General features: G+C 49.4%; 15 protein-coding genes. 5 read left to right on the forward strand and 10 right to left on the reverse strand.

The window, feature by feature from the left end; genetic code table 11:
* The 6 genes from KJB30_RS14720 to KJB30_RS14745 form a co-directional block, all read right to left on the reverse strand.
* On the reverse strand, positions 1–2,678 hold a 2,678-nt coding region (locus KJB30_RS14720), incomplete at its 3' end, for an MBG domain-containing protein (RefSeq protein ID WP_214300679.1).
* Between the two features lie 38 nt (positions 2,679–2,716).
* On the reverse strand, positions 2,717–3,682 hold the full coding sequence (locus KJB30_RS14725; RefSeq protein ID WP_214300681.1) for a peptidylprolyl isomerase: 966 nt from the start codon (positions 3,680–3,682) through the stop codon (positions 2,717–2,719).
* A gap of 52 nt (positions 3,683–3,734) precedes the next feature.
* Positions 3,735–5,243: a S8 family peptidase gene (locus tag KJB30_RS14730; RefSeq protein WP_214300683.1), complete on the reverse strand. Its 1,509-nt coding sequence runs from the start codon at positions 5,241–5,243 to the stop codon at positions 3,735–3,737.
* A 98-nt stretch (positions 5,244–5,341) separates the two neighbouring features.
* Positions 5,342–6,739: an IPT/TIG domain-containing protein gene (locus KJB30_RS14735; protein ID WP_214300685.1), complete on the reverse strand. Its 1,398-nt coding sequence runs from the start codon at positions 6,737–6,739 to the stop codon at positions 5,342–5,344.
* A gap of 312 nt (positions 6,740–7,051) precedes the next feature.
* The gene (locus KJB30_RS14740; RefSeq protein ID WP_214300687.1) at positions 7,052–12,250 is read right to left on the reverse strand and encodes a CxxxxCH/CxxCH domain c-type cytochrome; all 5,199 of its coding nucleotides are present in this window, start codon (positions 12,248–12,250) and stop codon (positions 7,052–7,054) included.
* A gap of 71 nt (positions 12,251–12,321) precedes the next feature.
* Positions 12,322–13,680, reverse strand: a complete 1,359-nt coding sequence (locus KJB30_RS14745; protein WP_214300689.1) for an NHL repeat-containing protein — start codon at positions 13,678–13,680, stop codon at positions 12,322–12,324.
* Positions 13,681–14,227: 547 nt separating this feature from the next.
* Between KJB30_RS14745 and KJB30_RS18515 the strand changes: the two genes are divergently transcribed.
* From KJB30_RS18515 to KJB30_RS14770, 5 genes are all read left to right on the forward strand, one after another.
* Entirely contained in the window at positions 14,228–17,455 is a 3,228-nt protein-coding gene (locus tag KJB30_RS18515) for a YhdP family protein (protein ID WP_214300691.1), read from the forward strand.
* 88 nt (positions 17,456–17,543) lie between these two features.
* Positions 17,544–17,975 (forward strand): Fur family transcriptional regulator, encoded by a 432-nt coding sequence (locus tag KJB30_RS14755; protein WP_214300693.1) that lies wholly within the window; start codon positions 17,544–17,546, stop codon positions 17,973–17,975.
* Between the two features lie 74 nt (positions 17,976–18,049).
* Positions 18,050–20,023, forward strand: coding sequence for a ferrous iron transport protein B (gene feoB / locus KJB30_RS14760; protein ID WP_214300695.1), 1,974 nt, complete (start codon positions 18,050–18,052; stop codon positions 20,021–20,023).
* 212 nt (positions 20,024–20,235) lie between these two features.
* On the forward strand, positions 20,236–20,880 hold the full coding sequence (locus KJB30_RS14765) for a metal-dependent transcriptional regulator (protein ID WP_214300697.1): 645 nt from the start codon (positions 20,236–20,238) through the stop codon (positions 20,878–20,880).
* 119 nt (positions 20,881–20,999) lie between these two features.
* Positions 21,000–22,196: a cofactor-independent phosphoglycerate mutase gene (locus KJB30_RS14770; protein ID WP_214300699.1), complete on the forward strand. Its 1,197-nt coding sequence runs from the start codon at positions 21,000–21,002 to the stop codon at positions 22,194–22,196.
* Between the two features lie 71 nt (positions 22,197–22,267).
* Here KJB30_RS14770 and KJB30_RS14775 read toward each other — a convergent pair whose 3' ends face one another.
* The 4 genes from KJB30_RS14775 to nudC form a co-directional block, all read right to left on the reverse strand.
* Positions 22,268–22,927 (reverse strand): NHL repeat-containing protein, encoded by a 660-nt coding sequence (locus KJB30_RS14775; protein WP_214300701.1) that lies wholly within the window; start codon positions 22,925–22,927, stop codon positions 22,268–22,270.
* Positions 22,924–23,736: a hypothetical protein gene (locus KJB30_RS14780; RefSeq protein ID WP_214300703.1), complete on the reverse strand. Its 813-nt coding sequence runs from the start codon at positions 23,734–23,736 to the stop codon at positions 22,924–22,926. The genes KJB30_RS14775 and KJB30_RS14780 overlap by 4 nt, the downstream gene beginning before the upstream one ends.
* The gene (locus KJB30_RS14785; RefSeq protein WP_214300704.1) at positions 23,717–24,388 is read right to left on the reverse strand and encodes a heavy metal response regulator transcription factor; all 672 of its coding nucleotides are present in this window, start codon (positions 24,386–24,388) and stop codon (positions 23,717–23,719) included. Before KJB30_RS14785 ends, KJB30_RS14780 begins: the two co-directional genes overlap by 20 nt.
* 88 nt (positions 24,389–24,476) lie before the next feature.
* Entirely contained in the window at positions 24,477–25,346 is an 870-nt protein-coding gene (gene nudC / locus KJB30_RS14790; protein ID WP_246545718.1) for an NAD(+) diphosphatase, read from the reverse strand.
* Positions 25,347–25,362: the final 16 nt, after the last annotated feature.

Below are 25,362 nucleotides of genomic sequence, written 5' to 3' on the forward strand. Positions count from 1 at the left end.
GTTGGAGTTGTCTTGGTGCTGACCGTCAGCGAAACCGTAGCTGATGCAGTAGAATAGTTGACAGCATCGGTCGGTGTAAAATCAGCCTTTAGCGTCTGCGATCCTGCCGTATTCATCACGGTTCCAGAAACCGGGGTGTAGACGAAGGTACCACCGACAGTTGATGTTGCGTTGAGCTGTGCAGCTGAAAGCGCAGTTCCGACAAATACCGGAGCAGGAGTTGGCCAAGTGATTGCCGGAGTAGCCTTGGCAATGGTCAATGTCCCGGTAGCGCCGCCAATGTAGTTAGGATTATTTACCGTAGCCACGACTGCATAAGAACCTGCTGCAGTCGGAGCAGTTGCACTGCCTGCATAGGTAATTGCAACTGAAAGACCAGCCGGAGTTGTTGCTGCTGTTACTGCCTTGGCGCTGCCGTTATAGGTAGCGGTCAGACCCGAGAGGGTGACCGTCGCCGCTGCCTGGTTGACGTTTAGGGTGACCGTCTTGGTGGTGGTGTTGTAGGTAGTGGTATCGGTAGGTGTAAAGGTAGCGGTCAGAGTCTGGTTATTACCTGCGTTCAGTACCGTACCGCTGGCTGGAGAATAAGTGAATGTACCAGCCACTCCACCGGCTGTTGCATTCAGCTGGGTGGCGGAGAGTGCTGTACCGTAGGTGATTGCTGCCGGAGTTGCCCAGGTGATGGTCGGAGTTACTTTTGTGCCTGGGATACCAACAACAATGCTGTAGCTGAAGGTTGCTATGCCGCCAAATCCATCACTCACCTGTGCGGTTACTTGATGAGTTTTATTGTTTTGAGCCGCAGTTGGAGTCCAGCCGATAACACCAGTGGTACCGATTGTCATTCCTGTGGGCACTGGATCTGGGTTAGCTATAAGAGAAAAGGAAAGAGCATCACCATCAGGATCAGTAGCGGTTACTGGATAACTGTAGAATACTCCGACAGTAGCAGTGGCTGGTGGCGCCGTTGCAAGTGAAATATCGGGAGGACTATTCACGTGGGTCACAGTAATGGTGAAATCCTGATACACATAATGGCCTTGGCCATCCGAGACCATGGCCTGGACCGCCTGGGAACCAACCTGAGCCTTGGTTGGCATCCACGTAATAACGTTTCCTGTGAGTGCCATACCAAGGGGAGCGTTGATAAGGGCATAACTTACCGTATCTCCGTCAGGGTCGGTGGCGGTAAGTGTGTATGTATAAGGTTGATTGTCAGTAGCTGTGATTGGAGGTTTACTGGTTATTGATGGAGCAAAGTTGGGCTTTTGAACGGTTAAATTAAAAGCTCTGCTGGCCGACAATTTTCCTGTGCCCGCATCAGTAGCAGTGGCGGTGACAATATAAGTGCCTGCAACGCTAGAAGCCCAGCTGATAAGGCCGGTGGATGATACTGTCATACCAGCAGGGGCTCCGCTTAAAGTGTAGGCCAAAGAAGTTTTGTCCGGATCGTTGGCAACAACTTGATAATTAAAGGCCGTTCCTGCTTGAATGGTCACATCAGGAATCACATTCATCGAAGGGGGGTGATTACAGAGTGCTGCAAAGTCGGTGATTCTAGTCGGAAAAGCTTGGTCGCTGGTAAGTAGAACTTCATTCGTGATGTCTATTGCCGAAGAGACAAGCACTGACAATGAATTTGTCTGTTGGCTTGAGGCTGCAGCAATGGAAGCCACGTTCCAAGAAACAGTGTTAGTAGCAGCGTCATAAATACCTCCATTTGAAGGGGGGGAGGCAACCGCAGTGTTTTTAGGGAGAAAGTCAAGAATTCTAACATTGGTGAGGCTGTCGACAACATTGTTTAGATTGTCAAATGCAATAGTGTAATTTGTCTGTCCGTTATAGTCAATGCAGGCCCCAGAATGGGTTTTGCTGGCTGTCAAAGGAAGAGTTGGATAAATATTGTCACTAATAGTGAAAGAAACTTTCTCACCTGCAGGAATCGTAAAATCCCACTGGTAAGCAAACTGCATCTCATCCTCGTAGCTATACGTTGTCTGCGGTGTGAAGAGTTCGGTGGGGCTTGCATCTTTCATTTCAGGTTTTAAATAGATTTGATTGCTGTCAAGATCCCACTTGCTGGGTGGAATCGATGCTTCATGTACAAGAGTAACTCCGCTACCGTCCAATTGAGTGCCATTCTGATACATCTTGTTGTTAATACCCTCCAGGTTATCGTTGTCACCTCCTATAACTCCGGTATCGCTAAAATCGAAGTCCGAATATTCAAAAAGATGATAATCAAGTTCTGCTCCAGAGGTATTGGTAATGGTAACGGTTTTTTTAAGAATGGCCTTTTTAATTCCGCTAGGGTAGGACTGTAGTTCATAAAGAATTGAGATATCGAATTTACCAGCAAGGGTGTACGTAACAAGGAGGCTTAAAGGTGTAGGTTGGCTGGTGGCAACTTTTTTAGGCAGTTTGTCCAGTGAGGTTTCACCACCGGCAGCTCCTATTCTGTACCAGAACCATTGTTGAAAGGCTCTTTCAACACCATCCACGACGAATGAATTCAGGCCGGTAAGGGTTGATGTACTGTCATCAACTTTGACAGCCGTATCAAGGTTGACAGTTGAGTCTCTTAGTGTTCTGTTGACTGCCTCGCTGTTTGAAACAAGTGACAAACTTGTCAGCATTGTGATTACAGCTACCAACATTACCTGGCAGAATCTTTTCATGATTTGCTCCCCGTAACTCTTATTCATTCTCAGTCCAACTACTTAATAAGGATTTCAATTGCCGCGTTCTTTTTTAGTTCTTGAACTAGGTCATTAATTTTGCGCTGTTGATAATCTTTCTGAAGATACCCCGCAATAAATTGCTTCACTTCAGGGAAACTCATTTGCTTCTCAGGGAACTGCTCCCCAACTCGGATGATATGCAAACCATCCTTGCAATTGACAATGCCGCTGGTTTCACCAGGTTTAAGCGTAAAAGCGATGGCATCGAACTCTTTGGATATGTAATTCTCTTTGATGACGCCGAGGTCACCCCCGTTCTCCTTGTTTGGAGAATCCGAAAACTGGCGTGCTACTTCAGCAAAATCTTTGCCTTTTTTAAGCTCGGAAAGAGCTGTTTCCGCTTTCTGGCGTGCCTCCAATGTCTGGGCCGCTGTAGGCTTCTGAGGCAAACGGATCAGAATGTGTTGTGCTTTCACTGATTTGGATTCGATGAAGCTCTTGCGGTTTTTCTCGTAGAAGCTAAGTAGTTCCTGCTCATCGACCTTTAGATCAAGTAATCCCTTATGTTCGAGAAAAACTTCTTGAAGAGTTTGTTTGCGTAGATTTTCTTTGGTTTTAGAATCAATTTCGTTGGATGAATGTATGGCCAGGCGTTTTTCGAGTCGTGCTTCAATATCCTTAGGTTTCAGGGAATCACCTGCCTGGGCCAAAAGCTCTTTCCCTATCACCCCATCCACTTCTTTTAGCAGAAATTGTTTTCGCAGTTGATCTGGGGACAGCTTTGATCCCATTTTCTGGTACTGGGCTATCCGTTTTTCAATCCCTGGTGCAATATCGTCGCTATAAATCGGAACTCCATTAACCCGTGCAATAATCTGGGCAGAATTTTCAGCACCGGATGAAGAGCTGGCTAGTACCAATTGGGCTAATGTGCAGGCAGAAATAAATTTAATTATTGATTTTGTAAGTGGACGGTACTTCAGATGTGATACGTAAAACACAATAAATCCTTTGTCATTTGCAGCCGCAATGAAGAATTATTTTGCGGCAGGTTTAAGGAACAGGAGTTATGCTGATAGAAGCGGTTGAACCGCGTTTTCCACCCGGAAGAAAAATAAGAGTACCTTCAGCTCCGATGGATACTTTGAATGAGAAAACAACAGGAACTGCGTCTGTGGAGTCCCGTTTTTTCTCTTTACAATTGGTTTCTATTTTAATTTTTCTGATGCCATCGGCATCCTTAACGGCAACTTGAACTGCCATGGTGCTTGCCACCTTCACAGAGTAGGTGCCGGCTCTAAGAGGGACCTTCAATACATCATCTAGAGGAAGGGCATGGCTTCTGGTGATGGTGTATTGTAGCGTAACGGGTGGGGGAGGGGCCAAGGCCTTGATAAGATCAATACGCCCGAATCCGAAATATTGGTCTCTGCCCGCTGGTCCTAAATCTGTAGCGCTAGCACCGAGAAGATTCCTGATATCATCAGCATAACGGCCGTCACCGTTTGTATCAGAGATCTTTTTTGAGAATAGAATAGCTGCTGCACCGGCAGCATGCGCGGTTGCCTGGGAGGTACCGCTTAGGACTCCATATCCTCCGCCACGCAGAGTGGAATTAATTTTGACACCCGGTGCGGCCAGCTCAACCTTTTGTCCGTAATTAGAGAAGGTTGCAATAGTGTCAGTTTCATCCAGAGTGGTTGCGGGGTCATCGAGAGTGGTTGCAGAAACAGCAATAACCGAGTCATATGCAGCCGGAAATTCAACTGAATTACTATGTGTGTTTCCGCTTGCAGCAACTATGACAATGCCAGCTTGATATGCCCTGTCACAAACATCCTTGAAAGCAGCTGAGTTAATCGGTGCTCCGATACTCATGTTAATTACATTCATCTTATTCGTTATTGCCCACTCCATGCCTGCCAGGATGTCACTGAGATCACCCATAACCATTCCACCTAATACTTTGACGGCATAAAGGGATACTTCAGGAGCTACACCAACGACCCCTGTTCCATTATTACGGGCACCTATAATGCCTGCTATGTGTGTTCCGTGGCTGATATATCCATCATCGAAAGGATCGTTATTGTCAGATACAAAGTTATAGCCACCCTTGTAGTTATCTTTCAGGTCAGGGTGGGAATAGTCAATTCCGGAGTCAAGCACGGCTACTTTAATGCCCGCACCGGTAAATCCAGCGGCTACGGCAGTGTTGCTGCCAATCTTTGCTACTCCCCATGAGTCAACGTACTCTTGTGAGAGAGGTATAAGTTCAAGAGGTTCTGAAACTCCAACTGTTATATCTGTTTCAATATAAGCTACAGTCGGATCATGTCTTAATTTCTCGATTTCTTCTTCTGGTAGTTGTCCTGAGACCGCGTTGATTAATTTATGGCTGCGCTTTAAACGCCCACCTGAACGATGAAATTTCTGTATTTTTTGATCTTCGGTTGTAGAAATGTTCTTTTTAAAGCCAATAATAACCTTTTTGTCGTCAGCAATGGCAATGGTCGTGAACCCGAATATTATGATGATTGTGAGTAGCAGCTTCTTTGGCATTTTTAGTCCTTCCCGATATGGAAGAGTCACTCGTTATTAATGATGTCATGGGGGGCTGATGCCCCCCATGACTTTTCACTGAACTGCTTGGTCGAAAATTACCTGCTTTTCTTTCCTGCATCCAGAACTGCTGCGGAAACTGCACCGTTAAGGGTTTTTACAGTAACCTGATTGCCAGCTTTAATGGATTGGAAAGCTGCTACGATTTTGGTGGGAGCCCAGGAAACGATCCTAGCCTGAGTTGTACCTGCAAAAACGCCGAGTCCGGATTTGTAATCAGCAGGAGGAATTGAACCAAATCCGCTGCCGCTGATAGTTACGTTTTTAGACGCAAGAATAATTGATTTTATTGCCAATTGTGGAACAACACTAAGTTTGGCTAGATTACTCTTAACCTCAACAATTCCACTTCCTTTAACAACGTTAAGGTCATAGTTTCCTTCAAGAAGAGCAGGGATAATAACCTGAATCTCGCTGTCAGTGAAAGACGTGGGGGTGAGAGTGATCGAGGTTGTGCTGTTGCTGATAGTTACTGTCGGATTGTAGGTAACACTGTCGCCGCCAACATTGGTGAAAGCAGAACCTGTCAGTGTCAAGGTAGCGGCTTTGTTTGCAGCCACAACGTGAGAGCTTTGTCCACCTATAGAAGGAACAGTGGCTTTAGCTGGATTTTGATCTGCATTGCCAAACCAGGACCAGTGGCAACCCTGACAATCCCAATTTGCACCGATGTGGCCGAGACCAGCGGTTTCGGCTCCTGGGATAACAGTACCTACTTTGGGCTGGATGTTATGCAGTGACTTTATGCCGTGGCATGATTCACACTGACGGATAGCCAGGCCTGGCTGATCAAAGTTATGGCACCACGTACATAGACCGACTCCGCCAGTTTCAGGATGGCCGATGTTTGTGCCATGATGAGTGTCTGCATTGCTTGAAATAGCACGGACAGTGTTTGTTTTGGGGTCAATTGCAGTTGCGTTTGGCTGATGGCAGGCAACACAACCTTGAACCGTAACGATAGCGCCGGTAGTTGGGTCAACAACCGGTCGCCCGTTGATCTTGGGAGTTACTGAAGTTACAGCGTAGGTTGGTATGGTGTGGCCGTCCAGCGGATTGTCGATGGTGCTACCATGGCAAAGCTGGCAATTCCGTGCAATTGCCGCAGCGGTGGTATGGTGCGGTGATGTAGAGTGGCATTTGTTGCATGTCCTGAAATCGTCGAATGTAAATCCGCCGGTTGGGTCAGAAATCAGGGTGTGGCAGTCAAGGCAGGCCTTGTTTTTGGTGTTGATCAGGTTGTGGTGACGTACAACTAGCACCTCATCGCTGACATGGCAACCGAGACACTCAGTTTTAGTGAACGAAGTGAACTTGGCATCGTAAAGACCAAAAGTCTGGGGAACCGGCGGTGGGGTTTGCGCCAGCAGGACCGTAGCAGCACCGAGCATAATAGCAATGGCTGCTACTACGTACATAACGACATTCTTTTTCATTCTGTTGCTCCTTTTAACTGGTTGTAATTACTTGTTCATTCTTCCAAAGTTAACTACTTCGCAATGTGTTTTGAGTCACCTCCCTATGAGATTATTGATTATTCTTTAATGGCAGTTTTGCTGGCCTAATGAATGTCGTGGAAAGGTAGAAACCTGACCTGACACATTGCAATACATTTCAGATATCCCGGCGGGAAGCCCGCCGGGATAACCAGCAGTCTAGCAAGGATGCACGTCTGCGGAACCAACTATTCTCGGCTTTACATAGGTCTGCTTTTTCATGTGTTCACCTCCTTTCGTTGTGATGGACGATTAGTTACTGAGTCTGAATGAATCGACATTCGACCACGCTGATGTCAGCGCATTGGCTGCATCGCGCGCCTGAACTCGCCAGTACCAGGTGCCGCTCGGCAGGATGGCGTTCCAGGTTCTTCCGGTTTGCCAGGCAGACTGGGTCTTGATCGAGGTGAACGTTGAGCTGTTGCTGACCTGGATCAAGTATTCCACGGTGCCACCGCTCGGGTTGGTGGAAGTGCTCCATGCCAGGCCGATGGAGCACCCGGAGTAGGTTCTGCATGTGCCGTCAGGTTCTGCGGTCAGAACCGGCTTGGAGGGCGGGGTGGTGACCGGAGCTGGGACCGAAATCACAAAGGTGTCCACCGTCGACCAAGCCGAGATCAATGCAGTGCTGGAGGCGTTGCGTGCCTGGACGCGCCAGTACCAGGTGCCGGCGGCGAGGCTCGGGGTATAGGTGGTGCCGCTGATCCAGCCGGAAGCTGCTGCTATTGTACCGAACGTCGAGCTGTTGCTGACCTCCACCGAGTACTGGGCAGTGCCGCCGGTGACGGAGGAGGCGTTCCAGGCCAGGGCGATGCCGCAGGAGGCGGTGGAACAGGTGCTGTCGGTTTCGGCGATCAGGGATGGCGTGGACGGTGCCGTTGGTGTTGGCGCCGGTACCGAGACCACGAAGCTGTCCACAGCGGAGTAGGCAGAAACGCGCGTGGTGGTGGAGGCACTGCGTGCCTGAACGCGCCAGTACCAGGTGCCGGTGCCGAGACTTGGGGTGTAGCTGGTAGTGCTGATCCAGCCCGAAGAGGCCTTGATCGTCGAGAAGGAGGAGCTGGCACTGACCTGGACAGAGTACTGGATTGCGCCGCTGGAGATGGCGGAGGGATTCCAGCTGAGAGTGAAGCCGCAGGAGGTCGCGGCGCAGGTGCCGTCTTCTTCGGCGATCAGTGCCGGTACCGTCGGCGTGGTGGACAGGGCGGTCGCCGAGATGGTGAAGCTGCCAACCGTTGACCAGGTCGATACTTTAGTAGTTGCCACGGAATCACGTGCCTGGACTCTCCAGTACCATGTGCCGTTGGCAAGGGTGGGGGCGTAGCTGGTGCCGCTGATCCAGCCGGAAGAGGCGGCTATGGTCGCGAAGGTGTTGCTGGAACTGACCTGAACCTGGTACTGCACTCCGGCGCCGCCGGTGTTGGTGGAGGCGTTCCACTGCAGGGTCACTGCGCAGGCGGAAGAACAGGTGGTGTTCGGTTCAGCAATCAGGGTCGGCATGGTCGGGCCGGTGGAGGGTGGAGCTGCGGTGGAGCTCCAAGGAGTTACATTGTTCCAGAGCTGTTTTGGATCATAGTTGTCATGGCAGATCGATGAAGCAGTCGTGCTGCCGGTGGAGCTCCAACTTCCGCCGCCCCAACTGCCACGGCCACTGCGTCCGCCTTCGCCGCCACCGAAAATGCCTGGCATCTGCCCGCCGCCGTTGCCTTCGTCGCCTCTATAAGAGGAGGATGTGACGGGGTTGCTGTTGTATCCTACGCGGCCGCGGTGTGTGGCATCAAGGCAATTGGTTACCATAAGTTTTGGGAGGTCGGAGTTATGTACCGTATGGCACTTTGAGCAGGAGTAGTTATGCTGCTTAGTTGTATTGGCAGTTTTCCAGCCCTTGACTGCCTGGTGAATGCGGTTTTTGTCCTTCCAAGTGTTTGTCGTACCGTTGGTAAGGTTCGCTTTGGTATGGCACCTTAGGCAAAGACCGCCGAACTGCACGTCTGTCTCTACGATGCCGGTAACAGCGGCGTTGTAGTTGGTGGTGGTGGAGAAGGTGTTCTGGTCGATATGGTATGAGTTAATGGCGTTCTGGAAGGCTGTTGTTGTAGCAGAGCTTGCCCTCGGCCCCTCTTCGCCACTAGTGTTGTCCATACCTTGATAAGCAGTGTTGTCGGCCGTTGCGACATCCTCTTTATAGGGAGAGGTTAGCCAAGTACCCTTGAGCAGTGGCACACCATACTGTTTATTGGTTCCGAGAACAGGACTGACACCATGAGGGTCATGGCAGGGCGTACAGAGACCGCTGATGCCATTCAAGGCAGGGGATGTCAGTGATGCGGAGGCCCCAAAGTGACCACCTTTATGGCCGGTAATGCCTTTATAGGAGTACCGCAACTGGTTGCCAAAGGTGTTGTTGCCGAAGTAGGCGCTATCCCAGTAGCTCATGATCTGCTGAGTCGAGCCGTAAGTTGTCTGGTAGCCCCAAGGGGTGGAGGTGGCCGAGTCTTTCATGTGACAGTCGAAGCAGATGCCGGCGCCTGGGGCGTAGGCATTTTTCTCTGCGACGGAACCGCCTGCAACAGGTTTGTACGAGACGGCGTAGCCGCCTTTATTGGCTTCGGTTTCCTTTAAAATACCGCCATTGATAGTGGCGCTGGCATAACTGGTGGTTGTGCCGCTGATGTTGGAGCCGTGTGAGTTGTGGCAGTCAAAGCAAAGGACATTGGCAGTTGCACCGCGATCTGCCCAGGTTTCAGCAGTATTCCATCCACCTTTGTTTGCTGCAGCGTTGCCGTGAGCTGAGAATGCCTTCACGACACCCGCTTTAGGCGTGATCTTGGTGCCGGTGTACTTGCCCCAGTTTGTGGTGGCGGTATCGGCGTACTTGGCGCCTGCACTCGAACCGTCCCATGCATAGATGGCCGGTGTTTTGCCGTCGCCGAAGGGCTGGATGGTCTTGTTCTGCTCACTGTGGCAGCCGATACAGACGCTGTTGAGCTTGGCCATTTCCGTACGGGAGCCATTGGCGAGGTATTGAATGGCGGTGGTGCCGACCGTGTAGGTGGTCGGGCGTGCACCGGCTCCGTAAATGACGAGCTCGACCGGACCGCCAGGAGTTGAAGAGTGGTGATAGTTGCGGTTTATGCTGCCATCACTGTTTGCTTCCCAGTGGCACTGGTAGCAGTGTTCACCGGAGACGGTCACGTCCTGGATATGATGTGAGTTGGCGCCGAACTGGGAGGTGATGGCGGCACGTTTGTTGATCGAATTTGCGTGGCAACCGAGGCAGCCCCCCTTGCCGCCCCATTGGGCGGAGGAGTTGCCGTGGCAGGCGATGTTGCTACAGGTGCCGGTAACCGGGTCGTAGCTGGCACTAGGGCCTGCTACTGCGGGATCAAAGTTTACGTTTACGACTTTGTTGAGGTGAGCAGAGTTGGTGACCAATTTGCCGCCGGTGGTACTTGCTGTGGCGAAGTGGCAGTTCGAACAAACACTGGTATCTGCATAGCCGGAAGTGTGTGCATTGTGGCTATTGGCCAATGCGGTTCCGGTGCCGCCGTTTGTATAGTCTGGCGCGCCGAGGGCGTTGCCGGTGCCGTGGCAGCCGTTGCAACCGTAGGTTGTGCTTGAATTCCAGGCAGCCGGATTAGTGTAAGCAAGAGCATTGGGATTGCCGTTGGAGTGGCAGTAAACGTTGCTGCACTGTTTTGTAGCGCTGTTATAGCTACCGGCGCGACTGCCGGAGTAATCTTTCATGCCGTTGACATGGTTGCTGCGGTTGCTGAAACTGGTGCTGGTGCTGATGGTTTTTGCATGGCACTCGGTACAGGCAAGCTCATCCACGTGGGCACCGTGTTTACCGGTCGTTATGGGATTTGCGCTGGTTGAAGTGCTGCCATGGCAACCAGTACAGCCAAGGCTTCCGGCGGGCGATGTCCAGGTAAAGGTCGTATTGTTCGGTGTGCCGCCATCGCCGTTACTATGGCAATAGACGGAGCTGCAGTTGGATGTGGACGTATTGTATTGGGGCACCATTCCGCCGGTCGCGGCAAGAATCCCCGTTTTGGCTATAAAGACCTGTTGGAAGTTGCCAGAAGCATGTCTGTTACCAGCATGACATTCGGCGCATTTGAAACCGTAGGGATTTTTACCGGCATGGACATCATGTGCGGTTTTGGTTTCATCTTTGAAAACACCGGAAGCTACATAATCATAGGTCCCGGTTTTTGCATAGCCATTGGGTCCGCCAGGCACGTTGAGAACAGGCGGAAACCCATGGCAGGTGGTGCAACCGCCGGAGAAGGACCCGGAGGTGGAGTTGTGAGAGTGGCATGATGCACAGACAGCAGGATCGGTGCTGGTGTGTTCAGGCGGATAGGCATCACCTGTCGGGACAGTATGGCACGCCTGACATACACCAAAAGGTCCGGCAAAGTTACGTTTAGAGCCGGTATACTGATAGAAAGCTTTTCTTCTATAAGAGTCCAGTTGGACTCCGCCGGAGTAGTTCATGTAACGGCGAACCAGCCAGACGTTAGGGGCCGTGCCGTCTCCCGCATCTACATGGCCGGCATGACAATCGGCACATTGGATGTTCTGGCCTTTGTAGTTGTGGGCAACTTTGTTGGCGTGGCAATTAGTACAGATGTTGATGGAGGTCGCTGAAGCACCGCGCATGTCGGTACGCAACAGGTAACCCTGAGACGGGGTCAGTTTACCCAGTGCCGATGAAGAATGGTTGTCAAAAGTATTAGAATTTGAATCGGTAAAGTGAACGCCGTGGCAGGTAGAACAGTTGAGCCTGCCGCTGGAAAGCTTCATGGCTGCAGTCGTGTTGGATGGATTGGAGCTTAACGGAAGTGCGTAGTAGTCACCTGGCTTGGTTCTGACCTTTGAGGTTGCGCTGGTGTAGTTAAAGTTGACGGGGTGGGTGCCGGTCAGATGGCTGCGTGTGTTGCGTGATCTGTGGCAATCGAAACAGAGTTTATCCCCTTCAAGAGGTAGACGGAGAAGTTTTGAGCTGATGCCTGCTTTTCCAGACCATGCATGCGGATCATGACAGCTGGCGCAACTAATGACCCCTGCAAATGTGGCTTTTGTATCTCTTATTGCTGGATCAAGTGCAATTTGGGCGCCGGCACCAGGCACATTCACTGGTGCGGCCCAATTATGTGACGACTGGATTGGTTCAGTTGTATAGGCGCCAAGGTCGGTGGAGCCAAAAGGATTAGCCATATCCTTGATATTAAAAGCACTGCTCATTTTTGCCGGGTTATGGCAGGTAAGGCAAAGATTGTTCACGCCAATGGTACCGGCTGCCGCATTGTTCATGACATCGAGGTGGCAACTGGTACACATGAGTGAGGGTTGGTGGGGCATATCTTCGGCATGTGCTGTCGGTGCCCCCACCATCAGTACAAACAGCATTGTTACCAAGACATGTAGAAAAAGTCTTTGCATAGTTCCACTCCTGAAGGTCTTATTATATTCAGTACGACTTTTCATAGTTAATCCTTGTTTGGTTTCTGTTGTCAGGGGGTATAGGTGATGCTGACAGAATGTTTTGAGACAACGCCGTTGAAATCTGTGGCGGTGATTGAAATTTGGTTGGGACCAAGAACAAGCCCTTTGATGATGCAGGTCCATGTGCCAGATGATGTGTAGGTAATAGTGGAGGCAGTAGCACTGGTATTTGTTTTTACTGTGATAGCGGCACTGGATTTTATGGTTCCGTTAACACTTATGGATGAGGTCCTGACAACATTGGGAAGTGGGGAAACGCTCAATGTTTGAGTGATTTCGGTGGGTGTCGCTCCACCATCTATGCCAAAAAAGCTGACTTTTCCTGATGAGCTGACAACCGCCAGGCGTTGGGTTGCAGGGTCGAATACAACATCTACAGGTTCTGTCAACTGGCCGCTGGCCAAACCATTGTTGCCGATAGTGGCGAGATATGCACCGGTTCCGGTGGCATCAATTACCTGAATGCTATTCAGATACGTATCAGCAACATACATTCTGTTTAGGCTGCCTGTTGTACTGTAGTCAAAGGCAATACCGCCTGGTGATCTGAACTGTAGTGGAGCAAAACCGAAGGTCCCAATGGTTTTGATATAATCATAATTACCAGAAGCATTGAAAAACTGGATGCGGCCATTTTGAGTATCAGCAACTGCAATTTGATTGGATGCTTTTTCGTAGGTTATTCCAGTAGGCATGGAAAATTGGCCCGGACCTGTTCCCTTCGACCCAAGCGTCTTTACAAACATGCCGTTTGCAGTGAAGACCTTTACATTGTTGTCCAGTGTGTCTGAAACGTATATGTAGCCTGCAGCGTCAATGGCAATCCCATTAGCTTTTTTGAACTGTCCCACACCAGAACCCAAATGGCCGATTTCGGAACCATTCTGATCCAGAATAGCGACTGAATTTCCCTGGCTAACAATCAAATTGCCTTGATCATTTATTGCTATTCCTTGTGGTGCCTCCGGTGTCTTGATTAATTGAATAAATTGTCCGAGGCTGTCGAACTTGGAAATTCCGCCCATTCGGGGATCAGTCACAAAAAATGCGCCTTTTGCATCAAAAGCCAAACGCAGAGGTGAACCAAGATGTTTTGTTACCGGCGGTGTCAATACAGTGGTAACTGGTGCAGTTGCGGCGAAAGACGCACTTGTAAGCGAAATCGCTAGGGCGGCTAGCGAAAAGGCTACCTTTTTCAGGATCGGGAACAATCTGTCTGGCATGTAATTTCCTCCGTTTATTGTTATTCTGATGAGCAGGAAGCGCAGGTTTTTAAAGCTAAATCTTAGGCGTAGTATGTGAAGACTGTTTCTTATAAAACCTAAGTTAATTATAATCAACAAATATTTTCTTTCGAAAACCGTCATATGATTTGCAAAACACTCGCCAAAATACATTTAGAAAATTGTGTGAATAAAAGTTTAAATAATTTCAACAAATTAAAAAAGTTTAAATTTAAAACGCCTAAAAAACAGTATATTGTAATTTTTATAGGTGGCCAGCAAATTTGTTTACACTTTTAAAGATATTTACACAATGAACATGATTTATTGGATTTGATGTGATGTACATCACAATTGTCGGGAGGGTGTAGAGTTTGAAAATAAAAGCCTGCGTGTTTCGAAAAACTACCTCTTCGATCTTTATAAAATCATTTCAGTCGTCCTGATTGACAATTAAAGGTGCACGAGTGAAAATGGGCAACACTATTGAAGATTCAGTGAATAAACACACCGCTGGATCTATTCTGGTTGTTTCAGAGAGATGCAGTGCTACAGTGCATCAGCATCAGATGCGCTGACTGCAGACAAATATGATGGTTTAAGCTTGCAGGTCACATCTGAGGGCCTGATTCGAAAGTTGACCAGGAAGTGATTCCAATATCATTTTTGAAATTAGACAACGGAATAAAATGTGCCTGCTTTTAGAAAAAACCCTTACATAAAAATTTCAGGATTATTTCTACTCACCATTGGTGCTACCCTGATCAGTCTTGCCTTCTTTCTTCCCCGTCTTATAGAGATCAACGCCTATCGCAATGACATAATAGAAATTCTGCAGCAATCTCTCAATCGCAAGGTAAGTTTCAGCCGCGGCGAATTTTCTATGCATCTCGGCCCAACCTTCACGTTTACCGATCTGACTGTCCGGGAACCAGACAACTCTGCGGATTTTCTTGTAGCCAAACGTATTATTGTTCATCTTTCACTGCTTCCGCTGCTGGACAAGAAAGTGGTTCTGCGTGATGTTGTCCTGGATGATTCCTCCATCCATCTGCAGCGAAACAGTCAAGGTGTATTGAATATTGCAGATCTGCTGAAACCTGAGCCTGGCGCCTATCGGATTCACCTTAAAAAGTTCCTGCTTCGCAAGGGTACTCTGTATTGGAAAGACATGACAATTCAGCCGAACGGTCTATCGGACACTGCTGAAAACATTTTCTTCTCAATGGATGGAATCTCGCGTGGACATAAGGGGGATTTCAAGTTGTCCTTTAATCTGCCATCGCAGAGGGGGGCCGGTGCTCAAGTCTTTTTCGCAGGTTCGGCCAAGTTACCGGCGTCTGCGCCGCTCTTGGAAACCGAACTTAAGGCTTCGTGCGAGCTGAAACAGGTAGAACCAGGGCGTTTTTGGGCTTACTACGGTAAATACATACCCTTTGATAATCCCGGGGGGGAAATTGACCTGTCCTCAAAATTTAAGGGCACAATTCGTGAGTTTAGCGCCAAGGGGAAATTAAGTATTGCTGGCACGGTCATAACATGGCCAGGGATTTTCCATCATCCTGTCAATCCGCAGCTTGCCCAGCTCGATTATGATCTCAAGCTGACAAAAGACAGCCTCAGCATGACATCACTTAAATTCTCCGCAGATGGATTCAAAATTAAAGGAAGCTGTCAGCTGCAGGACCTCAGGTCGTCTGATATCCGCATCATTGCTAAAGCATCTTCAGAACCTTTCAAGCTTGAAAATCTGCGCCAGTGGATTCCCTTTGGAATTATCGCTACCGATGCCTCCGAATATATCGAAGAGCATATTACCGGAGGGTTGTTCCGGCTCGATACCGGATTGCTCGATGGTCGCGTCAGTCAGATTGTCCACATGGAAAAGGGCACCAACTATAATGTGCTGCATATTAAAGGCACGGTTGAAAAAGGGGTGGTCAGCTATGGAAAGACTGTGCCAGCCTTCAGCAATATTAAGGCTGGATTGGAGATGCTTGGAAAGGATTTCATCATCAGTCAGGCAACCGGCACATTTGGAGGCTCTCCTTTTACGATGGAAGGTCGCATTACGGATTATCCTTTAGATACTCCTTGCCAGTACCCTTTTAAAATGGAAATGATACCCCGTTCGGCTGAAGTGTCATGGCTGTCGCATTTTGTGCGGGCGCAGAAACTTGATTTCGGCGGCAACTCGCTACTCAGCTTGAAAGGGAATGGTTATATTTCGGCATATCAGCTTTCTGGAGACTGGGAGTTGAAGCAGGCGGCATATGCTTTTCCCGGTGCTGTTCGCAAACCAGCAGGAATGCAGAACCATCTGACCTTCACCTCAGTCCTGGGGCGTAATGAAAGCCGGTTAACCAGCCTGACCTATACTCTTCCGCCATGCATTCTTTCTGCGACGGCACAATTCAAATATGGTGACAAGCCGTATCTGGGATTTGAAATCCAAACCAATCAGTTTTTGATGGGAGATTCTCTTCCCCTTTTCACCCAGTGGCAGTCCCATCACCCTCGAGGAAAAATACAGGCTCATGTTGCCGGCAGCGGTAATCCTGAAGATTTTGCCTCTATGGATTATAAAGGCGCCATCACGCTGAATTCCTTTGCTTTGCACCCCGGAGAAGGATTGCGACCTGTCAGCAACATTAATGGCATGATCAACTTCAAGGGAAGCAGTCTGGAAACATCCAATATCAACGTTAATTATGGTTCATCGTTAGTCACCGTCCAAGGCAAGATCAGGCAGTTCAAAAATCCATCGGCAGAAATAAGCCTGTCGTCACCGGAATTTTTTCTGCGTGACATCATGGCTGCTCCCCCAAAACAGGATGCCAGTATCCGAAGACTGCAGGCAGCTTTAACCGTACGTGATAATGCCTATATCATTCGAAGCCTCTCAGGATCATTCAATCGTTCCACATTTGTCGTTAATGGTGAATACACTGGCGGAACAGATCCCCAGGCCGATTTATCAATTGTTTCCTCCAATCTTGATATCGATGACCTTTTGTTATTGAGTGCAGCCAGTGCCCAGGGCAAAGGAGTGAGGAAGCCGTTGCCTGATATGAAGCTCAAACTATTAGCGGATGCGGGAAAGTATGGCGCTCTTGACTTCTCCCATCTCAAGGCAACCATTGCTGGAGAAGGCGGGGTTATTTATCTTCAGGGACTAGAAGCAGGTATGTATGGCGGTACAATCGCAGCCAAGGGAAGAATTGCCCCTATCGAGACGCAGGGCAGCCGATATGATCTAAATCTTAATCTTGCACGCATTCAGGCCGAACGACTGTTTCAGGCGCTGAATATTTCTCGTGAAGTGACTGGCACCCTGTTCCTTCAGGGGGATATTACTGCGCGAGGAGCTACCCTTTCGGATGTGAAGAAAAGTTCACTGGGTAATTTTCGCTTGCGCCTGGAGGAGGGGTCCTTGCGCAAGTTCAGCGTTCTTTCCAAATTGTTCTCCATCCTCAATTTTTCGCAACTGCTTAAATTTCAGCTCCCGGACATGATTGCTGGCGGGATGCCCTACAATGAGATCAAGGGCAGTTTCTCTGTTCGAGACGGCATCACTTCCACCAAAGATCTGTTTATTAAAGGTGATGCGCTCAATATCTCAATGATTGGCAGTGCTGATATTGTCAAAGAAGAGCTGGATTTTACGATTGGCGTTCAGCCCCTTCAGACCGTGGACAAGATCGTTAACCGCATTCCTGTGGTCGGCTGGTTGTTGACAGGCAAGGACAAGGCTTTTTTAACTGCATATTTTGAAGCCAAGGGGAAATGGTCCGATCCAGTCGTCAAAGCAATTCCGGTTAAATCCGTAAGCAAAGGTGTTCTGAATATATTTAAAAGAGTGTTTGAGTTGCCCGTTCGCGTTTTCACCGATACCGGAGAAGTTTTCCTGGGCAAGTAGTGCCGTGTGGACGATTTTAAATGAATCTTCCATTGACAGTTTTCTTCTGTTTGTATAATTTGATTTTCAACTTCAATATGGGGCTGCGATGATTATAGAAAAGAAAAAAGCATTCAATTCCTTTTCAGCAAAAAAAGGACTGCGTTCGACCCGACAGCGCGATATCATTTTGGATTTCTTCCTTTCGACGCATCAACACATCAGTGTTGAAGAGCTGTATCTCAAAATCAAGGCAATTCATCCAGGCATTGGCAATGCCACAGTGTACCGTACACTAAAATTGTTCGTTGAGGCCGGCCTGGCCCGTGAAGTGCTATTGCATGACGGCCAGACCCGTTATGAGCATATCATGGCCGGAGAGCACCATGACCACCTGGTTTGTACCGGCTGTAATTCCATCATTGAGTTTGAAAATGAAACCATCGAGCAATTGCAGAATGAAATTGCAGCTCGCCATGGATTCATGATTCAGAGCCATAAGATGGAAATTTATGGATTGTGCGCCAGTTGCCGGAGCTAAGAGGGGCGGCGCACAATTTTTTTTGGCCTTATGTGTGAAAATGAATTTCAAAAGCAAGAAAGGATTGCATTGATATGGCAGTAAAAGAAATTGATAAAACATCGAATGGTGAAGCTGTGAAGCGGGTCGCTCTGGTAGGTAACCCCAACGTTGGTAAAAGCGTACTCTTCAACGCCCTGACCGGCGCTTATGTCACCGTATCCAATTATCCCGGAACCTCGGTTGAAGTGTCCCGCGGCAACTCCACCATCAATAGTCAGACCTGGCAGGTCATCGACACACCTGGTATGTATTCGATCCATACGATTACCGAAGAGGAAAGGGTCGCTCGGGAGATATTGCTCAACGAGTCGCCTGATGTCGTGCTGCATGTGCTTGACGCCCGTAACCTGGAGCGGATGCTGGCGATGACGATTCAATTGATTGAAGCCCGCTTGCCGGTGATCCTGGTAGTCAATATCATGGATGAATCGGAACGGATGGGAATCAAAATTGATCTTGAATTGTTGCAAAAACGATTGGGCATTCCGGTGATAGGTGCTGCCACCGCACGAAAGCGTGGTTTGGATGATATCCGTAATGCCATTGCCAATTACCGTGGTCCCGCTGATGTGCCGTTTGTCTACAGTCGTTTGCTGGAACGTGACATTGATGAAGTACAGCGGCTGATGAAAGGCGAGTACGTGCTTTCCAAGCGGGCTCTGACCCTTTTGCTGCTCCAACAGGATGAAGAAGTCTTTGAGCTGGTACGAGCCCTGGAAGGTGACGGGTTTGTCGCTTTGGAGGCAAAAGTGCGTGAAATCGCTTTTGAGCGTCGGGAGTCATTTCATCTCGATCTCTCCCTCGAGCGCAAGGATATCGTACGAAAACTGATATCTGGTGTGGTTGAGTTCCCGGAAAAGCGGGTGGTCACGTTGGCAGAAAAAATCTCGACGCTGTCAGTGCGTCCTATGACGGGTGTCCCTCTGCTGCTGATAGTGCTCTATTTCGGCCTTTATAAATTCGTTGGTGAATTTGGTGCCGGTACGGTGGTGGATATTCTTGAAGGCAAACTTTTTGAAGAGCTTTTCAATCCGTGGGTTACTGCCTTTATCAAAGGCCTCATCCCTTGGCCGATCATCCAGGAACTGTTCGTTGGGGAATACGGCATTATTACTCTCGGCTTCCGCTATGCAGTCGGAATCATTCTTCCGATAGTGGCAACCTTTTTCATCTTCTTCTCATTTCTTGAGGATACGGGTTATTTCCCCCGACTGGCGCTTTTGGTTGACCGTCTGTTCAAGCATATCGGCATGTCCGGCAGGGCAGTTATACCAATGGTACTCGGCTTCGGGTGCGATACAATGGCAACCATGGTGACGCGGACCCTTGAAACCACTCGCGAGCGGATTATTGCTACCTTGTTGCTTGCTCTTGCCATTCCCTGCTCAGCACAATTGGGTGTGATTTTGGGCCTTTTGTCAAAGGCGCCAGGAGCACTGATGGTGTGGGGGATATGCATGCTGCTGCTTTTCCTCCTGGTTGGCGTGCTGGCGGCAAAGGTTATGCCGGGAGAGCCACCAATGTTTTATATGGAATTGCCCCCCATGCGACTGCCGCAGTTTACCAATGTAATGACCAAAACATACACCCGCATGCAATGGTACTTCATGGAAATACTGCCGCTCTTCATTCTTGCATCGGTGCTGCTGTGGTTGGGGAAGGTAACCGGTTTTTTTGAAAAAATGATCATTGCGATGACTCCGGTAATGGCCTCCATAGGTCTGCCCAAAGAAACCGCTGTCGCATTCATTTTCGGTTTTTTCCGTCGTGATTATGGGGCAGCCGGCCTTTACGACCTTCAGGCCAAAGGGCTGATGGATGCCCGCCAGCTGACCGTTGCTGCGGTAACTCTGACTCTTTTCATTCCGTGCGTGGCCCAGTTTCTGGTAATGAAGAATGAACGCGGCTGGAAAACCGCCAGTGCCATTGGCTTGTTTGTCAGCCTTTTTGCCTATGGCAGTGGATATGCATTAAATAAGCTTTTATTGCTGACTGGGATCTTATAGGGAATGGATCAAGGGGGACCCATGCAGTGCGGATTCTGCGGACATGAATTTGATGAAAAAGAGGGAACAAAAGGGTGTGGCGGTTGTTCCGGCGGTTGTCACAGTGTTCATTGCCCTCGCTGCAACTATAAAAACCCTGTTCCCCCTGCTATTTTTAAAAAAGTGCACGACTTCTTAAAAACAAGGAAAACATCTAATAAAAAGGAGCAGGTATGAAATTGACCGAGAAGGCAGAAGAGATCCTGGAGGCTCTCTGGGTGGCGGTTGAAGAGGAGGGGCAGGCATTTCTGGATCCTGAAAAGATGAATATCCCCCTGGCGGATCCGGTATATGCGGAGTTGAGCAAGCATGCCTTGATTGAAGTACGGCAGGGGATGGTACATTTTCGTCCGGAAGGAAGGGATGAGGGTCGGATGACTATTCGTCGCCATCGGCTCGCCGAACGGTTGATGATGGATGTGCTCAACATCCGCGGTGAAGACGGTGATCATCGGGCCTGCCAGTTCGAACATTTGCTGAACGAAGGAGTGGATACCAAGGTCTGCGCCATGCTCAACCACCCCACCACATGTCCCCATGGTAAACCTATTCCACCCGGGCCGTGTTGCGACGAAGCACGTGCGCAGGGCGATCTGGGAGTCGTGCCACTGACGGAATATAAGCCGGGGCAGAATGGGGAGATTGCCTATATTCAGACTGAGGACAGCAAAAAAATGCAAAAACTGATGGCCATGGGGGTGCTTCCTGGTAACAAGATCACCCTGGTACAATCTTTTCCTTCTTATATTTTTCGTGTCGGTTATTCGGAATTTGCCATTGACACCAACCTGGCCAAGGAAATTTTTGTAAGAAAATAACACTTCGATGAAGCACCTTTCAGGTACGCTGGAAGGTGCTTTGCTTGTCAGGTGCATGTTTGGTTGACAATGGTGCATACTGAAACTAGTATAACCAGATCCCATCCGGAAAGGTCAGTATGAAGATCATCGTTCTCCTGGGCGACGGCATGTCCGACGTCACCTACAGCGAATTAGGTAATAAATCTCCCCTGCAGAAAGCTCACACTCCGAACATGGACTTCATGGCACAGCACGGCCAGGTTGGATTGGCTGCTACAGTGCCCGATGGCTTACCCCCGGGCAGCGATGTCGCCAATCTCTCGGTCTTCGGCTACGATCCGCGCACTTGCTATACCGGCCGTTCGCCATTGGAAGCGATCAGCATGGGAGTAGAGCTCGGTCCCGATGACGTTGCCTTTCGCATGAACCTGGTCACGCTCAACCCCCATGGCAGCAAAATCTACATGAAGGACTTTTCAGCCGGCCACATTTCTACAGCAGAGGGTCGCGAACTGGTCCAAACGCTGCAGAAGGAGTTGGGTAACGAGAACATCGAATTCCATGCAGGTGTCGGTTATCGGCATCTGATGGTCTGGCGTGGTGGGAAAGATACCATGAAATCCACTCCGCCCCATGACATCACCGGCAAATCGATTCTGGAACATCTGCCCAGTGGCGATGGTGCCGACATGCTTAACAACATCATGAACCATGCCCAGATGGTTTTATATACCCATCCTCTTAACCTGAAGCGCAAAGAGGAAGGCAAACTTCCGGCCAACTCCATCTGGTTATGGGGCCACGGAAAGACCCCCAAAATTTCTACCTATCAGGAAAAATTCGGGCTTTCAGGGGCAGTTATCTCTGCTGTTGATCTTATCAAAGGTATTGGTGTCTGTGCAGGGCTGGATATCATCAACGTGGATGGTGCAACGGGCTATATTGATACCAATTATCTCGGCAAGGCCAAGGCGGCACTGGCTGCATTGGAAGATCACGATTTTGTCTACGTACATGTGGAAGCGCCTGATGAAGCATCACACTCCGGAAGAATGGATCATAAGATCCAGGCCATTGAAGATTTTGACAAGCAAGTCGTGGGTACAGTTCTGGAAGGGATCAAGAAATTCGGCGATTATGCCATACTCTGTACTCCTGATCATCCTACACCGGTACATCTGATGACTCACACCTCCGATCCGGTGCCTTTTATCATGTACCGTGGCGAAGCAGGGCAGGGTAATGGTGCCGGTTCTTATGACGAGGTGCAGGCCAAAGCGACGGGACTGCTGGTTGAGGGTCATAAGTTGATAAAGATGTTACTGAAGAAATAAATCAAACTGCATATAAATATAACAAGGCGCCCGATAGTTGAGGCGCCTTTTTTTATGAGAGATATTAAGAATCATTCCTGGGAGAGTTGGTACACGCTGATCCCCTGTTTGCGGAGAGCACTGACATAGGCCCTGTTCTGACTGTCTACCAGAATGTCATCAGGACCGATCAGATTGCCCGGCTTCGTTCCACGATTACCGAATTCCTTCAAAAAGCCGAAATTGCTCCTTTCAAAGATCATCACAACGCACCGGAGTTTATCCACCACCAGGATATTACCTGCTTTGTCAGTCGCAATGCCGGTAACGACGCCAAATCGGCCAGGCGCGCTCCCTCGTCTGCCGAAGACGCGCTGTGTGCCGTCAGCGGTAAACAGATACGCCTTGGCCGTGGCTGGGATGGTAAACAAAAAACCGCCGTCCCGGTCAAGGGCAAAGCCACCCAAACCGCTTTCATCCCGCTCCTTTTCGCTCATGCCAAGTTCGCGGGCAAAGTCGTGCCCCTTTACGAAAACACCCTGCTCATCGACAATTACTACCTGCATGTTTGAGTAACTGACCAGATACAGTTTTCCTGCCTGGGCATACACCCGGTTAGGTGAAAAATTAACCAGTTCCGGCGGCATGCCACTCAGACTGATGACGCCCAATGGTTCGGCCCGGAAATTACACCGCACCAGCTGTGTCAGCGGCCCTTTACTGGCCAACATTGCCAGTTGTCCGTTGCTCATGACCGCCACATCCGAGATGATTCCAATGGTAGCGTCATAGTCAAAGCGATAAATCTCCATTCCGCTTGCATTGAAGATGGAAACTGACTCTCCTGCCATGGCATAGATTTCATTCCGTTTGTAATCCTGGCTGAAGCTGTGGATAAACTCCGCAAGGGTATGGACTTCAATTGGCTGAAAGAAAATGGTGAAGGACGAGTCAGCATCGGCAAGTCTCTTAACAACCTTTTTGAAGGGGAACGTTGCTGGTTTGTCCGGATGAGACGTTCCTGAGAGGTAATATCGACAGCTATCTGAATGGCAACCCGTTGTTGCGGCTGTACCATTTCTGTCCAGTAGGTCTCCAGGAGATAGGAGCGGCCATTACGGCCGACGTAGACAAAAGTATCCTTTGCACGACTTCGCTCTTGTTCTTGCTTGGTGAAAATACATGGATCCGGAAAACGCTCGGGTGGGATGAGTTCATTCATATGTATGGTTTCAATGATCGTGTGACATTTGTCGTTGAGAATGCGAGCGTAATACTGGGGAAATTTGACGAAGGAACCCTGCCATTCTATGTCCTGCGTGACAAAATAGAGGAAATCGGGACTGTGCTCGATAATGGCTCTGTACACGCGGATTCTGTCGTCGATGTAATCCTGCTCAGCTTTTAATAGCGAGCTGTGGAGAGTCCAGTTAACGAACCAGGCGGTAATTGCAAGCATGGTAATTGCTGAAAAGGTGTAGGTAATGACAAGGCGCTGGGTGATTGACCATCTCCTGCGAAAGATTCTGGGTCTGAATTTTTCAACGTTCTTCCAGGACATAGCCCACCCCCCGCGAGGTGTGGATAAGCTTTTTTTCAAATGGATCATCAACCTTTGCCCGCAGTCTGCGCACTGCCACATCCACTACATTGGTATCGCTGTCGAAATTCATATCCCAAATCTGTTCGGCTATCAGGGTACGTGAAACAACCTCTCCGGTCCGACGTGCCAGCAACGAAAGCAGTGCAAATTCTTTAGGCGTGAGGTCGAGCCGTTTATTGGCGCGAGTGGCCTTGTGACGGATCAGGTCGAGCACGAGATCGTCAATTGTCAGGATGTCCGGCTGACGCAAAGGGCCGCGTCTCAAAATGGTTCTTACCCGGGCAAGAAGTTCCGAAAACACGAACGGCTTTATCAGATAATCATCGGCACCCAACTCCAGCCCTTTGATGCGATCCTCAACTGCATCCCTGGCGGTCAGGAAAAGTACCGGCATTTCCTTTCCATTCCGTCGAAGTTCTGAAATAACCGACCACCCCGTGCGCTCCGGCAGGCCGACATCAAGAATGATGAGATCGTAGTCACCGGTTAGAGCCAGGTGCAGACCATCTTCACCCTTGTTGGCGACATCGGCGACAAATCCGTTTTCAGAAAAACCTTTGCGGAGATATTCTGCAGTTTTAATTTCGTCTTCAACAATCAGGATGTGCATACTTGAATATTACAGGGAGTTTATGGACCTGCAAGGGGAGGGACTACTGGTGATACATGGAGAGGGTAAGGGTATATTGCGGAAGGGCTTAGCGTGCGAAATTGTCGATTATAAATCTGGCAATGCTGCGTACGGGGGGCAGTGAGGGAAGGGCATCAATGGAAAACCATTTGGCATCTTCCAGTTCATCCCTGTCTACGATGATCTCCCCTCCGGCATAATCGGCCACGAATCCAGCCATGAGCTGCGCAGGAAAGGGCCAGTTCTGGCTTCCCACATACCTGACGTTGCAGATCTCAATGCCGGTCTCTTCCTTTACTTCGCGGATAGCGCATTCTTCCAAAGATTCACCAAAATCAAGGAAACCTGCTACTAACCCGTAGCGTCCAGATTTCCATCCTGGCTTGCGGGTAAGCAGTATTTGACTTCCGCGTTTGACCAGAACTATGGCGCAGGGGTGGATGTGGGGATAATGCTCGGCAGTACACGAAATACATCGTGTACCCCAGTTATGGTTAAGGGGTTCGGTTGGTGAGCCGCAGCGGGAGCAGAAACGGCTGTGGCGGTGCCAGTGCAGAATCTGCTGTGAGAGCCCGGCCAAAGTAAGCGTTGCCATGTCAAGGCGTTGTTCCCCTGCGTTGAACGGTTCAGCGGTATACGGAGCCTCCAGAGGGGTGTCGGAAGGGATGGTGCACGCCCAGAGGGGAATGTCGTTCCAGAAACCGATGCAGATTGGAGGCTGATAGGAATTGAGCCAGACAGGTGCTGCTCCCTGTGGCAGGAAACAGCTTTCGGCTTCCTCCCTAACAACGACACTGTCTCCCCTGATGATAGCCCAGTAGCCCTCGCTGCTGGGTTTTTCCTTGAGGGAGCTGCCCAGTTGGAACGATTGGCTGATGCTGCTGAAATTGAAGGGGAGATTGACAGCTGTCATAGGGGAGAGGTCAATTGTTTTCATGTCGGCATCATATCAG

This window comes from Pelotalea chapellei, assembly GCF_018531195.1.
Classification (GTDB): Bacteria; Desulfobacterota; Desulfuromonadia; order Geobacterales; family Pseudopelobacteraceae; genus Pelotalea; species Pelotalea chapellei.

Excerpts from the sequence above, each read along its gene's own strand:
- feoB (WP_214300695.1), top strand. The coding sequence starts at position 18,050 with ATGGCAGTAAAAGAAATTGATAAAACATCGAATGGTGAAGCTGTGAAG.
- KJB30_RS14780 (WP_214300703.1), bottom strand. The coding sequence starts at position 23,736 with ATGTCCTGGAAGAACGTTGAAAAATTCAGACCCAGAATCTTTCGCAGG.
- KJB30_RS14755 (WP_214300693.1), top strand. The coding sequence starts at position 17,544 with ATGATTATAGAAAAGAAAAAAGCATTCAATTCCTTTTCAGCAAAAAAA.
- KJB30_RS14765 (WP_214300697.1), top strand. The coding sequence starts at position 20,236 with ATGAAATTGACCGAGAAGGCAGAAGAGATCCTGGAGGCTCTCTGGGTG.
- nudC (WP_246545718.1), bottom strand. The coding sequence starts at position 25,346 with ATGAAAACAATTGACCTCTCCCCTATGACAGCTGTCAATCTCCCCTTC.
- KJB30_RS14735 (WP_214300685.1), bottom strand. The coding sequence starts at position 6,739 with ATGAAAAAGAATGTCGTTATGTACGTAGTAGCAGCCATTGCTATTATG.
- KJB30_RS14730 (WP_214300683.1), bottom strand. The coding sequence starts at position 5,243 with ATGCCAAAGAAGCTGCTACTCACAATCATCATAATATTCGGGTTCACG.
- KJB30_RS14775 (WP_214300701.1), bottom strand. The coding sequence starts at position 22,927 with ATGAGCAACGGACAACTGGCAATGTTGGCCAGTAAAGGGCCGCTGACA.
- KJB30_RS14740 (WP_214300687.1), bottom strand. The coding sequence starts at position 12,250 with ATGCAAAGACTTTTTCTACATGTCTTGGTAACAATGCTGTTTGTACTG.
- KJB30_RS14785 (WP_214300704.1), bottom strand. The coding sequence starts at position 24,388 with ATGCACATCCTGATTGTTGAAGACGAAATTAAAACTGCAGAATATCTC.
- KJB30_RS14745 (WP_214300689.1), bottom strand. The coding sequence starts at position 13,680 with ATGACGGTTTTCGAAAGAAAATATTTGTTGATTATAATTAACTTAGGT.
- KJB30_RS14770 (WP_214300699.1), top strand. The coding sequence starts at position 21,000 with ATGAAGATCATCGTTCTCCTGGGCGACGGCATGTCCGACGTCACCTAC.